The following is a 12846-nucleotide window of genomic DNA, read 5'->3' on the forward strand; positions in this document are numbered from 1 at the left end:
TTTGGCTGGAGCGGAACCGCGTCATGCGCGTCAACACCCCGATCACCGACCGTGAGATCCATCTGACCGACGGCGTTCCCCTGGTGTCGCGCACCGACACCGGCGGGCGGATCACCTTCGTGAACCAGGCTTTCGTCGAGATCAGCGGTTTCGACGAACATGAGCTGATCGGCGCTCCGCACAACCTCGTCCGCCATCCCCATATGCCCAGGGAGGCCTTCGCCGACCTGTGGGCGACCGTGAAGTCGGGGCGGCCCTGGGAAGGGCTGGTGAAGAACCGGACCAAGTCCGGCGATTTCTATTGGGTGCGCGCCAACGTCACTCCGGTGATCGAGAACGGCGCCGTCACCGGCTATATCTCCATCCGCTCCAAACCGTCGCGGGACGAGATCTCGGCGGCCGAGTCTCTGTATGCGGCCATGCGCGACGGACGGGCGGCGGTGGCGCTGGAACAGGGCGCGCTCGTTCGCCGCAGCCGCGCGGGTCGGGCCGCCGCCATGGCGTGGTCCAGCCTGTCGGGGCGTCTGGCCGGGGTGATGGTTCTTCTGATCCTGGCGATGCTGGCGGCCGGCTGGCTCGGGCTGGACGGCATGGAGGCTTCCAACCGCTCGCTTCGCACGGTGTATGAGGACCGGACCGTTCCCGCCTATCAGATCGGCGAGATCCAGAATCTCGCCCGCGACAGCCGGCAGCGCCTGACCGATTTCGCTGCCGATCTTCAGGCGGGCAATCTTCAGGCCAGCAATCTTCAGGCGGGTAAGGGAGCCGGCGATTTCGCTGCCGTCGAAGCGGAGGTTTCCAACAACACCGCAGCCATGCAGCGGCTGCTGACCGCCTATCTCGCCACTTACCTGACGCCGGAGGAGGCGGTCCTCGCCGACCGGTTCAAGCCGCTGGTCGGCTCCTATCTCCAATCCGGCATCGGCCCGGCCCTGGCCCTGGCGCGGGAGAAGAACGGAGCCGCGCTGGACGCCCATCTGCGCGGCACCGTCCGTCCCGCCTTCGCCGAACTGCGCCGGGTGTCGGACGCGCTGCTGGAACTCCAGATCCGGGTGGCGCGGGAGGAGTTCGACAAGGCCGAAACCGACCACGGGCGGCGCATCGCCGCGGTCGCCGCGGCGGTTCTGCTGAGCTGTCTGTTCGCCGCCCTGTTCGGCTGGCTGATCCTGCGCACGGTGCGCCGTCCGCTGTCGGTCCTGGAACAGACGTTCGAGCGCATCGCCCGCGGCGCTCTCACCGATCCGATGACGCCGATCGCCGTGCCGGAATTCGCCCGTGTGGCGTCCGAACTGAACGCGATGAAGGCGAAGCTGGCCTATGCCGCCCACGAGAAGCACGAGACCGAAGTGAAGCAGAAGGCGCTGACCCGCCAGGCCCTGCTGGAGACCTGCAAGTCGATCGAAAGCGACCTGGACTCCACCTGGATGGGGGTGGAGCTGACCAGCAACCGCGCCGGCGACGGCATCCAGCATCTGATGCAGGCCCTGGGCGTGGTGCGGGAGAACACGATGGTGGTGTCGGCGGCTTCGGAGCAGGCCAGCGCCAATGCCCAGTCGGTCGCCGCCGCGACGGAGGAGCTGAACAGCGCCGGGCACGAGATCGCGCGGCAGGCGGCCCGGTCCAGCGAGGTGGCCCGGCGGGCGGTGGACAGCGCCCGCGGTTCCGCCTCCGCCATCGGCCAGATGGAGGTGGCGACGGAAGAGATCGCCAAGGTCGCCAATCTGATCAACGAGATCGCCGGCCAGACCAACCTGCTGGCGCTGAACGCGACCATCGAGGCCGCCAGGGCAGGGGAGGCCGGCAAGGGCTTCGCCGTCGTCGCGTCGGAGGTGAAGGCGCTCGCCAACCAGACGGCGCGGGCGACCGACGACATCGCCCGCCAGATCGACCAGCTGAAGCAGGCGGTCGGCGGCAGCGTCACGGCGATCCAGACCGTCATTTCCGTGATCGAGGAGATCGACGAGGCCGCCGCCGCCACCGCCGCCGCGGTGGAGGAGCAATCCGCCGCCAACGGGGAGATCGGGCGCAGCGCCACCAACTCGGCCGGCGGGGCATCGCAGGTGTCGGTCAGCGTCCTGCATATCCGCGATCAGGCCGACGGGATCACCGGCATCGCCACCGACGTCAGCCGCCGGATGGCCGATACCCAGACCGCCGTCGCCGACCTGAAGCGCCGGCTGGTCATCGCCCTGCGCCAGTCGGTTGCCGGCGACCGCCGCATGTCCGACCGGATCCCCTGCGAAGAGCCCGTCACGCTGGTCCTGGCCGGCGAACCCCGCACCGCCACCATGCTGGACCTGTCGCTCGAGGGGATGCTGGTGGAGGGCATGGGGCTTCCTTCGCTTGCCGAGCAGACGCGGCTGACCGTAACGCTGTGCGATGTCGGCGACCTGCCGGCCGTCGTCGCCGGGATCAGCGACCTTGGCCTGCATCTGGCTTTCGAAGAGTTGTCCGGCGGTCAGGCGGACCGGCTGGGCCGGGCCTATCGCGCGATGGTGGAGGCCGATTCCGACGTTATCCGCACCGCGCAGGACACCGCCGCGGCCCTGTCCAAGGCTCTGGAAAGCGCTCTTTCCAGCGGCAGCATCGGTGAGGAGGCGCTGTTCTCCACCGACCTCTCCCCCATTGCCGGCAGCGACCCCGAACAGGCGCTGGCCCCCTTCACCGAGTTGACCGACCGCCTGTTCCCGGCGATCCAGGAGCCGGTGCTTGCCTCCAACCCCCGCTTCCAGTTCTGCGTGGCGGTCAACAGCGTCGGTTACGTGCCGACCCACAACAGCCGCTATTCCGAGCCGCAGCGGCCGGGCGACCCCGCCTGGAACACCGCCAACTGCCGCAACCGCCGGGTCTTCGCCGACCGGTCGGGCCTTGCCGCCGCGCGCAACGCCCGGCCGTTCCTGCTGCAGGCCTATCGCCGCGACATGGGTGGCGGCAGGATGGTGCGCCTGAAGGAGGTCGATGCTCCGATCACCGTGCGCGGCCGCCACTGGGGCAATGTGCGGCTGGCCTATACGCCGTGACGGGCCTCACCCGCTCCGGGCCAGCAGGGCTTCGTAACGTCGGACGGTTTCGCGCATCTCCTCCAGCAGTTGACGCTGCTCGTCGGCTGCCGCGCGCGCCCGTTCGGCATCGATCCGCGCCTGCTCGGCATAGGATCGGGCCTCCTCGGCGGACAGGCGGGCCTGCTCGTGGAGCCGCCGTGCCCGCTCTTCGGCCTGGCGGCTCTCTTCCGCCGCGCATCTTGCCTCTTCCCTGGATCGGCGATGGTCCTCGTCGTCGATCCGCCAGTCTTCGGCTTCGCGCCGTTGCGCCTCGCCCGTGATCCGTCCTTCCTCGGCCATCAGGCGGGCGTCTTCGGCCTCCATATGGCGGTCGAACGCCGCGGTCCGTTCCGCATCGGCCTTCTCGCGCCCCCGTTCCGCATCGTTGCGGGCCTCTTCGGCCTTGGATCGGCGCGTTTCGCTACGTCGCCGCCAGTCTTCGGCATCGACGCGTCGATCCTCGGCATAGTCCCCTGGGGGGGGGTCTGGGACATGGTGATTTCCCTCCATCAGGCGGTGAGAAGCGGCCAGCGTCCTTTCGGAGGAGCGCAGCGCGCGTCCGACCGGTCCGGAAGGCGCCGCCTCCGCATCAGCATGTCGCGGAGCTTCACCTGCAATGCCTCGATGCGATCCAGGGTTTCCATTCCACCGTCAACAGGCCGTTCTGGCAATCTGCCATAACAGCATAGTCGCGGGGCCGGATCGCTCCACCGTGCGGGAGGTGCGTCAGGCGTGCGTCTGCGCGTCCGGCACCAGCACGTCGGCGCAGATCGCCCGCACCACCTCGGCGCGGTCGGCCGCCGCGCCGGGGGCGAGCAGCCCCTGGCCGAAGGCGAAGGCGTAGAACAGATAGGCGCGGGCGAATGCCTGATCGGGCGGCAGACCCAAGGCCACGAACAGGCCGGCGACGCTGTGCAGGCGCTCGCGGTCGACCTCGGCGATCACGCTTTCCGCCTCGGGATCGCGCCGGGCCCAGTCGCGCACCGCCAACTCTATCGCCATGCCCCGCGGCTTGCTGCCGCCATAGAGCGCCAGCAGGTCGCGCAGCTGGCGGGCCGGCTCGCGCCCGTCCAGCCGGGTCTGTTCCTTGATGGCGGCGATGCGGCCCAGCTTCCAGCTGTCGAGCAGGGCGTTCATCAGGTCGGTGCGGTCGCGGAAATGCCAATAGAAGCTGCCCTTGGTGACCTTCAGGGCTTTCGCCAGCACCTCCACCCGCACCTTGTCGACGCCGCCTTCGGCCAGCGCCGCGAAGGCGGCGGCCAGCCAGGATTCGCGGTTCTTCGTCTTGGATTCCATACCCGTCCTTCGCGCTCCCCCGGCGTCCGCCGCCGCATTCCGCCGCAGCGTTCTCAAGGGCGATCTATACCCGAAAACCGGGGCCGCTGCCTATTCGCCCTGCTGCATCTGGATCGCGTCGGATGCCCGGCCGCGGTAATGGATGTTGCCGTCGCCGTCCAGGAAGGCGCGGTCGCCGGTCAGGTAATAGCGCCGGCCGTGGCGGAAGCGCTGGGCGGTGCGCTCCGGGTTGTTGGCGTAGGATTCGAACCAGAACAGCGGCGAATGGTCGACGTCGATGGCGATCTCGCCGGCGCCGCCCACCGGCGCCTCCCGGCCGTCGGGGTCGAGGATGACGACGCGGAATCCCGGCATCGGCCGGCCGAGCGAGCCGCTGGGCGGCTGGGCGGACTCGGCACCGTCCGCCCCGTCGGATTCGTAACGGCCGATTCCGTCGGGATCGTAGCGGTTCACGATGAAGATGCCGGTCTCGCGCTGGCCATACTGGTCGAGCAGCGGGACCTTGACCGTCCGGTTGGCCCAGGCGATCAGGTCGGGCGGCAGCGGTTCGCCCACCACCGACAGGATGCGCAGCGCGAACTGGTGCGACACGCCGGGATCGGCGCCGTGCCAGGCGCGGATCTGCGATGGGGCGGCGGTCAGGTTGGTGACGCCGAACTTCGTCAGCATGCGGTAGCCCTGCCGCACGTCGTAGGGGCCGTCGCAGAAGATCGTCGTCCGCCCCAGCAGCAGCGGCCCGACCAGCCCGTAATAGGCGCCATAGGCCCAGCCGGGATCGGCCATGTTCCAGTAGATGTCGTCGTCGCGCAGGTCCAGGCCGATGCGCATGTACTGCTCGATCCCCGACAGCGCCTTGACCGGAAGCGAGACGCCCAGCGGCGTCGGCTCGGATTCCGACGTGTAGATCAGGGCGAAGGCGTCGCCTTCCCGATAGCGCGCGACCTCGGCCAGCGGTACGGCCTCGTGCAGCGACGACCAGAAGGGCACCGCGTCGGGACCGAAGGCCTCGTCGCCCTCCACCGTCACCACCGGCCGGGTGTTGTCGCGCGGCACCTTGCGGCGCAGGAAGCCGTTGGTGACGATGGCCCGCGCATCGCTGTCGGCCAGCCGGTAGGCCACCGAAGAGGCGGTGTAGGTGGTGAACAGCGGCATGTAGACCCCGCCCAGCCGCCAGATCGCCAGCGCCGTGATCAGCAGCTCCGGCCCCTTGGGCAGCAACACCGCCACCCGGTCGCCCTGTCCCACCCCCATGCCGGCCAGCACGGTGGCGAAGCGCGCCGAATCATGGGCAAGGCGGGCGAAGCTCAGTTCCGTGGTCTGTCCCGCGACGCTTTCATGCAGCAGCGCCGCCCGCGCGCCGTCGGCGGCGCGGACATGACGGTCGCACAGCAGCGACGCCAGCGCGATGGACAGGCCGCGATACTCCGGCCGCAGGAAGGCCGACGGCCTCACCATCAGGACCGGCGGCGGCTCGGCGGCGGCCGCCGCCGCTTCCGGCGGCTGGGGCAGGGCAGGGGTAGGGGAAGCCGGCCGGTGCCGCAGCGCCGCCAGATCGCCCAGCGCCACCAGATCCGGCCCCAGGTGGTAGCGCTTGCTGCGCCCGTCCTGCTCGACCAGCCCTTCGCGTGCCAATGCCATCAGCAGCCGGTGGGCGGTCGCCTTCGAAAGACCGACTCCGGCCATCAGGTCGGCCAGCCGCGCGCCGTCGGTGCCCGCGTCGGCGACCGCGCGCAGCAGGGCGATGGCGCGTTCCAGGCTTTGGGTGCCGCCTGCCGCGTTCGGAGCGGCAGGGGGAGTGGCAATGTCGGCGTGACGGCTCATGAGGTCCATCATATGGACCGAGCGGCGGCTTGTCGCGTCAAAAAACATGCAATAGCGGAATGTCAGTGTTGAAAACAGAAAGGAACCCGGTATATAGTGCGGAAGTTGCTCATGAAACGGTCCACAATATGGACCTCGCCGGCCACCAAAGAGCCGGGTCGTGACCCCGAGAAGCGGTACCAACAGCAACGGAGGAGGAAATGTCAGGCGCGCCCGTCGCACCACACCCCGGCCCTGCCAAAACGTCGCCCACCACCCAGGCGGAGACCATCTTCGAGGCTCGGGGCGTCAATCTGCGCTTCGGGGGCGTCCATGCGCTGACCGACGTCAGCTTCGGCATCCGCAGGGGCGAGTTGTTCTCGATCATCGGCCCGAACGGGGCCGGCAAGACCTCGATGGTCAACTGCATCTCCGGCCGCTACCGGCCGACGGACGGCAAGGTCTATTTCAAGGGCCGCGACGTGACGGGGATGACCCCGAACCATCGCGCCTCGCTCGGCATCGGGCGCACCTTCCAGAATCTGGCGCTGTTCGGGCACATGACCGTGCTCGACAACATCATGGTCGGCCGCCACCACCTGCTGAAGAACAACTTCCTGACCGGGTCGCTCTACTGGCTGACCGGCGCCAGGAAGGAGGAGCTGTCCCACCGCCGCGAGGTGGAGGAGATCATCGACTTCCTCGAAATCCAGCATGTGCGCAAGGCCACCGCCGGCACCCTGTCCTACGGCCTGCGCAAGCGGGTGGAACTGGCCCGCGCCATGGCGCTGAAGCCGGACCTGATCCTGCTGGACGAGCCGATGGCCGGCATGAACCTGGAAGAGAAGGAGGACATGGCCCGCTACATCGTCGACCTGAACGAGGAGTTCGGCATGACCGTGGTCATGATCGAGCACGACATGGGCGTGGTCATGGACATCTCGCACCGGGTGATGGTGCTGGAATTCGGCAAGAAGATCGCCGAAGGCAGGCCGGAGGAGGTCCTGGCCGATCCCCGCGTCCGCCGCGCCTATCTGGGCGAGGACGACGAGGAAGAGGCGCCGGCGGCTTCTGCCGCGGTCGTGCCGCCGCGCAAGGAGGTCGCGTGATGTCGAACCTCACTCTGCCCGATCTGGCCCTTCCCGATCTGGCCGTCTACGACACCCTGCCGAAGCTGGTGGCATTGCACGCCCGCGACCATGGCGGCGACATCGCCATGCGCGAGAAGGATTTCGGCATCTGGCGGACCTTCACTTGGGGCCAGGTGCATGCCCGCATCCGCGCCTTCGCACTGGGCATGACCAAGCTGGGCGTCGTGCCGGGCGAGGTGGTCGGCCTTCTCGGCGACAACCGTCCCGACTGGGTGATGGGCGAGATCGCGACCCATGCGGTGCGCGGCTACAGCCTGGGCATCTATCGCGACGCGCTGGACGAGGAGGTCGCCTACCTCATCACCTATGCCGACGTGAAGGTGGTGTTCGCCGAGGACGAGGAGCAGGTCGACAAGCTGCTGAACCTCGCCGACCGGCTGCCGACGCTGCAGCACATCATCTATTCCGACCCGCGCGGCATGCGCAAATACCACGACCCCCGCCTGATGCCGGTCACCGACCTGATCCGCATGGGTGAGGAACTGCTGGCGCAGCAGCCGGACCTCTACGACCGCATGGTGGCCGAGACGAAGGGCGAGGAGGTCGCCATCCTCTGCACCACCTCCGGCACCACCTCGAACCCGAAGATGGCGATGCTGCCGGCGGGTCGCCTGATCCGCCATGTCGCCAGCTATCTGTCCGCCGATCCCAAGGGTCCGGAGGACGAGTATGTCTCCGTCCTGCCGCTGTCCTGGATCATGGAGCAGGTCTATGCCGTCGGCATGGGCGTGGTATCGCGGATGCGCGTGAACTTCGTCGAGGAAGCCGAGACGATGATGCACGACTTCCGCGAGATCGGGCCGACCTTCGTCCTGTTCGCCCCGCGCCTGTGGGAGGCCATCGCCGCCGACGTGCGCGCCCGGATGATGGATGCCTCGCCCTTCAAGCAGAAGATGTACGAACTCGGCATGAAGCTGGGGCTGGAGGCGCTGTCGAAGGGCCAGCGCTCGGCGATGGCCGACGCGATCCTGTTCAAGGCGCTGCGCGACCGGCTGGGCTTCACCAACCTGAAATCGGCAGCGACCGGCGGCGCGGCGCTGGGGCCGGACACCTTCAAGTTCTTCCAGGCACTGGGCGTGCCGCTGCGCCAGATCTACGGCCAGACCGAAACGATGGGCGCCTACACCGTCCATCGCGGCAACGACGTGGATTTCGACACGGTCGGCGTGCCCTTCGACGGCGGCATCGAGGTGAAGGTGATCGACGCCGACCACAACGGCGTCGGCGAGATCGTCACCCGCCATCCCAACATGTTCGCCGGCTATTACCGGAACGAGAAGGCGACCGTCGCCGACATGCGCGACGGCTGGATGCACACCGGCGATGCCGGCTTCTTCGACAAGAAGGGGCATCTGGTCATCATCGACCGCATCAAGGACATCGCCACCACCGCCCAGGGCGACCGCTTCAGCCCGCAATACATCGAGAACAAGCTGAAGTTCAGCCCCTATGTGGCCGAGGCGGTGATCCTGGGCGACAAGCGCGAGTATCTGTCGGCGATCATCTGCATCCGCTTCTCCATCGTGTCGAAATGGGCGGAAAAGAACCGCATCGCCTTCACCACATACTCCGACCTGTCGTCCAAGCAGGAGGTCTACGACCTGCTGCGGGCGGAGGTGGAGCGGGTGAACCAGACGCTTCCCGAGTTTCAGCGCATCTCCAAGTTCCTGCTGCTGTACAAGGAGCTGGACGCCGACGACGGCGAGCTGACCCGCACCCGCAAGGTGCGCCGCGGCGTCGTCGCCGAGAAATACGGCACCATCATCGACAGCATCTATGCCGACCAGCCGAAGATCGACGTGGACACCACGATCGCCTTCCAGGACGGCACCAAGCAGCGCATCCGCACCACGCTGACCGTCATCGACCTGGCTCCCGCCGCCGCCACGGCGCCGCGGCAGCCGGTTGCGGCGTGACGCTTATGCAAACAGGAAAAACCCCTCTCCCCCTCGGGGAGAGGATGGGTGAGGGGGATCCGCCTGCCGGACGCTCCTCGCCGTGCTTCCCCCTCACCCTGACCCTCTCCCCGCCTTTCGGCGAAGCTGCGCTTCGCCTGTCGGCATCGCAAGCGCAGCTTGCGATGGGGGGGATCGGGGGATTTGGATCCCATCTCGGCGAGGCCACGCCATGACCCTTCTGTTTCAGCTTCTCGTCAACGGCCTGATCGTCGGCGCGCTGTATGGCGTGGTCGCCATGTCCTTCGTGCTGATCTACAAGGCCAGCCGCATCGTCAACTTCGCCCAGGGCGAATTCCTGCTGATCGGCGCCTGGACCTGCTGGTGGCTTCTCACCAGCTGGCAACTGCCCTTCTGGATCGGCTTCCCGATCACGCTGGTCTTCATGCTGGCCTTCGGCGTCATCCTGCAGATCGTCGTCTTGAGGCCGATGATTGGCGAGCCGATCATCTCCGTCATCATGGTGACGATCGGCCTGTCCATCGTCTTCCAGGCGGCGATGAAGTGGATGTTCGGCGTCTTCGCCAAGCCCTTCCCGCCGATCTTCGCCAGCCCCACCATGAACCTGTTCGGGCTGGAGGTGCAGACCGTCTACGTGATGTCGCTGCTGATCTCGATCCTCATCATGGCGGGCTTCGGCTGGTTCTTTAAATACTCGCGGACCGGTCTCGCCATGCGGGCCACCGCCTTCGACCAGCAGGTGGCGCAGTCGCTCGGCATCTCGGTCCGCCACATGTTCGCGATGAGCTGGGCGATCTCCGCCATGGTGTCGGCGGTGGCCGGCGTCACGGTGGGCGTGGTCAACGGCGTGTCGTCGGCCTTGTCCTTCTTCGGCATCAAGGTGTTCCCGGCGGTGATCCTGGGCGGTCTCGACAGCGTCATCGGCGCGGTGGTCGGCGGCCTGATCGTCGGCGTGCTGGAGAACATGGCGCACTACCTGGACAGCCAGTGGCTGAACTGGGGCAACATGTACGAGATCGCGCCCTTCTACGTCCTGATCGCCATCCTGATGATCAAGCCCTACGGCCTGTTCGGCACCAAAGACATCGAGCGCGTGTGAGGCCCCAATGGCGAACATCAGCATCATCCCGAGCGGCGATTTCAAGACGTCCTACGGGACCGACACCACCATCTTCCCGACCAGGACCAGCCGCAACTTCGCGATCCTGGGCGTGGTCCTCCTGCTGGCCTGCCCGGCCTTCATGGACCGCTACTGGCTCAGCCTGCTGATCCAGATCAGCTATCTCGGCATCGCCGCGCTCGGCCTGAACATCCTGGTCGGCTTCACCGGCCAGATTTCCATCGGCCATTCCGCCTTCTTCGGCTTCGGCGCCTTCGCCTCGGCCTGGCTGAACAACAGCCTGGGCGTTCCGGTGGCGCTCGCCATTCCGCTGGCGGGCGTGGTCACCACCATGGTCGGGCTGCTGTTCGGCATGCCGGCGGCGCGGCTGAAGGGCCTGTACCTCGCCATCGCCACGCTGGCGGCGCAGTACATCCTGCAGGACTTCTTCGCCCGCGCCGACTGGTTCACCGGCGGCACCGCCGGCACCATCGCCGAGCCGCTGACCATCTTCGGCTTCGCCTTCGATACCGACGAGCGCTACTTCTACGTCGCGCTGGTGGCGATGGTCGTGATGTACATCCTGGCCACCAACCTGATGCGGACCCGCGACGGCCGCGCCCTGGTGGCGGTGCGCGACCATTACCTGTCCGCCGAGATCATGGGCATCAACCTGACGAAGTACCGGACGATGTCCTTCGGCATCTCCGCCTTCTACGCCGGCATCGGCGGTGCCCTCTACGCCCATTACCTGCAGTTCGTGTCGGTGGAGGGCTTCACCATCCTCTTCTCGATCCAGTTCCTGGGCATGATCATCATCGGCGGGCTGGGCTCGATCATGGGCACGCTGATGGGCACCGCCTTCATGGTCTTCCTGCCGGAGGCGATGCAGGCGCTCACCAAACTGGTCAGCGGCACCGCCATCGACACCGCGCTGAACCTGAAGGACAACATCGCCTTCCTGCGCGAGATGTCGATCGGCCTCGTCATCATCCTGTTCCTGGTGTTCGAGCCCGACGGGCTGGCCCACCGCTGGAAGCAGATCAAGGCCTACTGGAAGCTCTATCCCTTCTCGCACTAAGTCCCGACGCTTTGCCGGTCAACAAACAGAACAGAATGGGGAGTCAACGCACCATGTCGATCAAGACCGCGCTTTTCGCCACCACCGCCGTTACTGGCGCGCTCCTGCTGGCGACCACCGCCACGGCTTACGCCGACATTCCGGTCGGCCATCTGGCGGACCAGTCCGGCGCCACCTCCGACGTCGGCGTGCCCTATGCGCAGGGCGTGGCGGACGCGCTCGCCTACATCAACGCCAAGGGCGGCGTCAACGGCACCAAGCTGGCGGTCGACACCGTCGACTACGGCTATCAGGCGCCGCGCGCCATCAGCCAGTATAAGAAGTGGTCGTCGGGCAGCGACAAGATCGCAGCATTGCAGGGCTGGGGCACCGCCGATACCGAGGCGCTGACCGGCTTCGTCGGCAAGGACGAGATCCCGGCCTATTCCGGCTCCTACTCCGGCCACCTGACCGACCCGACCGGCAAGGGCCCGCACGGCTCCAAGCCGGCGCCCTACAACTTCTTCTACGGCCCGTCCTATTCCGACGCGCTGCGCGGCATGCTGATGTGGGCGGCCGAGGACTGGAAGAAGCAGGGCGGCCAGGGCAAGCCGAAATACGTCCACATGGGCGCCAACCACCCCTATCCCAACGCGCCCAAGGACGCGGGCGAGCAACTGGCCAAGGAGCTGGGCTTCGACGTTCTGCCGGCCGTGCAGTTCGCGCTGACCCCCGGCGACTACACCGCCCAGTGCCTGACGCTGAAGCAGTCCGGCGTCAACTACGCCTATCTCGGCAACACCGCCGGCTCCAACATCTCGGTGCTGAAGGCCTGCCAGACGGTCGGCGCCAAGGTGCAGTTCATGGGCAACGTCTGGGGCATGGACGAGAACGCCGCCAAGGCCGCCGGCGCGGCCGCCGACGGCGTGGTGTTCCCGATGCGCACCGCGGTGACCTGGAACGCCGAGGTGCCGGGCATGAAGACGCTGAAGGACATTTCCAAGATGTCGGACGCGGCCGGCACCGCCTATCGTCCGGTGCACTACATGGCCGGCGTCTGCACCGCCTTCTACATGAAGGAGGCGATGGACTGGGCGTCGAAGAACGGCGGCGTCACCGGTCCGAACATCCGCAAGGCGATGTACCAGAAGAAGGACTGGGTCCCGGCCGGGCTGGAGGGCGTCTGCGTTCCCTCGACCTGGACCGAGAACGACCACCGCGGCATGACGGCGGTCAACATCTACCGCGCCAAGGTCGGCGGCGACACCGGCGCCGGCGTGGACGAGCTGGTCAAGGCCGGCACCATCAAGCTGGACAAGCTGACCACCGTCGACGTCCCGCGCAAGCCGGAATGGCTGGGCTGGTAAGTCGATAAGCACGCGGCGCCTCCGCTTTTTTCGCGGCGGGGGCGCCCCCCTTCTTCCGAACAGTTCAGGTGCTGCATGCAGACCACCGCCACGGCCGCTTCGACCAACGCTCCCGT

General features: G+C 67.4%; 9 protein-coding genes. 6 read left to right on the top strand and 3 right to left on the bottom strand.

What is annotated here, in order from left to right; translation table 11 throughout:
* Window positions 1-23: 23 nt before the first annotated feature.
* Entirely contained in the window at window positions 24-3020 is a 2997-nt protein-coding gene (locus tag VD964_RS10325) for a methyl-accepting chemotaxis protein (protein WP_324868246.1), read from the top strand.
* A gap of 6 nt (window positions 3021-3026) precedes the next feature.
* Here the strand turns inward: VD964_RS10325 and VD964_RS10330 are convergent, their stop codons facing one another.
* The 3 genes from VD964_RS10330 to VD964_RS10340 all read right to left on the bottom strand — a co-directional run bounded on the left by VD964_RS10330 (window position 3027) and on the right by VD964_RS10340 (window position 6158).
* Complete coding sequence (locus VD964_RS10330; RefSeq protein ID WP_324868248.1) at window positions 3027-3365, bottom strand: hypothetical protein; 339 nt, start codon at window positions 3363-3365, stop codon at window positions 3027-3029.
* Window positions 3366-3767: 402 nt separating this feature from the next.
* A complete protein-coding gene (locus VD964_RS10335) occupies window positions 3768-4337 on the bottom strand; it encodes a TetR/AcrR family transcriptional regulator (RefSeq protein WP_324868250.1) in 570 nt (189 codons plus the stop codon).
* 90 nt (window positions 4338-4427) lie between these two features.
* The gene (locus VD964_RS10340; RefSeq protein WP_324868252.1) at window positions 4428-6158 is read right to left on the bottom strand and encodes an AMP-binding protein; all 1731 of its coding nucleotides are present in this window, start codon (window positions 6156-6158) and stop codon (window positions 4428-4430) included.
* A 200-nt stretch (window positions 6159-6358) separates the two neighbouring features.
* On the opposite strand from VD964_RS10340, the gene VD964_RS10345 reads away from it, so the two are divergent.
* The 5 genes from VD964_RS10345 (at window position 6359) to VD964_RS10365 (ending at window position 12730) form a co-directional block, all read left to right on the top strand.
* A complete protein-coding gene (locus VD964_RS10345) occupies window positions 6359-7246 on the top strand; it encodes an ABC transporter ATP-binding protein (protein ID WP_324868255.1) in 888 nt (295 codons plus the stop codon).
* Entirely contained in the window at window positions 7246-9204 is a 1959-nt protein-coding gene (locus VD964_RS10350) for a long-chain fatty acid--CoA ligase (protein ID WP_324868257.1), read from the top strand. Before VD964_RS10345 ends, VD964_RS10350 begins: the two co-directional genes overlap by 1 nt.
* Before the next feature lie 211 nt (window positions 9205-9415).
* Window positions 9416-10303 (top strand): branched-chain amino acid ABC transporter permease, encoded by an 888-nt coding sequence (locus VD964_RS10355; RefSeq protein ID WP_014187949.1) that lies wholly within the window; start codon window positions 9416-9418, stop codon window positions 10301-10303.
* Between the two features lie 7 nt (window positions 10304-10310).
* Window positions 10311-11384 carry a branched-chain amino acid ABC transporter permease gene (locus VD964_RS10360; protein WP_324868260.1) on the top strand — a complete coding sequence of 358 codons (1074 nt, stop codon included), beginning with the start codon at window positions 10311-10313 and terminating at the stop codon, window positions 11382-11384.
* Between the two features lie 53 nt (window positions 11385-11437).
* Window positions 11438-12730: an ABC transporter substrate-binding protein gene (locus VD964_RS10365; RefSeq protein ID WP_310116035.1), complete on the top strand. Its 1293-nt coding sequence runs from the start codon at window positions 11438-11440 to the stop codon at window positions 12728-12730.
* The last annotated feature ends 116 nt before the right edge of the window (window positions 12731-12846 follow it).

The organism is Azospirillum sp. (assembly GCF_035628975.1).
Lineage (GTDB): Bacteria > Pseudomonadota > Alphaproteobacteria > Azospirillales > Azospirillaceae > Azospirillum.

Coding starts and splice junctions, on each gene's coding strand:
- VD964_RS10325 (WP_324868246.1), top strand. CDS start 24: ATGCGCGTCAACACCCCGATCACCGACCGTGAGATCCATCTGACCGAC.
- VD964_RS10330 (WP_324868248.1), bottom strand. CDS start 3,365: ATGGAGGCCGAAGACGCCCGCCTGATGGCCGAGGAAGGACGGATCACG.
- VD964_RS10335 (WP_324868250.1), bottom strand. CDS start 4,337: ATGGAATCCAAGACGAAGAACCGCGAATCCTGGCTGGCCGCCGCCTTC.
- VD964_RS10340 (WP_324868252.1), bottom strand. CDS start 6,158: ATGAGCCGTCACGCCGACATTGCCACTCCCCCTGCCGCTCCGAACGCG.
- VD964_RS10345 (WP_324868255.1), top strand. CDS start 6,359: ATGTCAGGCGCGCCCGTCGCACCACACCCCGGCCCTGCCAAAACGTCG.
- VD964_RS10350 (WP_324868257.1), top strand. CDS start 7,246: ATGTCGAACCTCACTCTGCCCGATCTGGCCCTTCCCGATCTGGCCGTC.
- VD964_RS10355 (WP_014187949.1), top strand. CDS start 9,416: ATGACCCTTCTGTTTCAGCTTCTCGTCAACGGCCTGATCGTCGGCGCG.
- VD964_RS10360 (WP_324868260.1), top strand. CDS start 10,311: ATGGCGAACATCAGCATCATCCCGAGCGGCGATTTCAAGACGTCCTAC.
- VD964_RS10365 (WP_310116035.1), top strand. CDS start 11,438: ATGTCGATCAAGACCGCGCTTTTCGCCACCACCGCCGTTACTGGCGCG.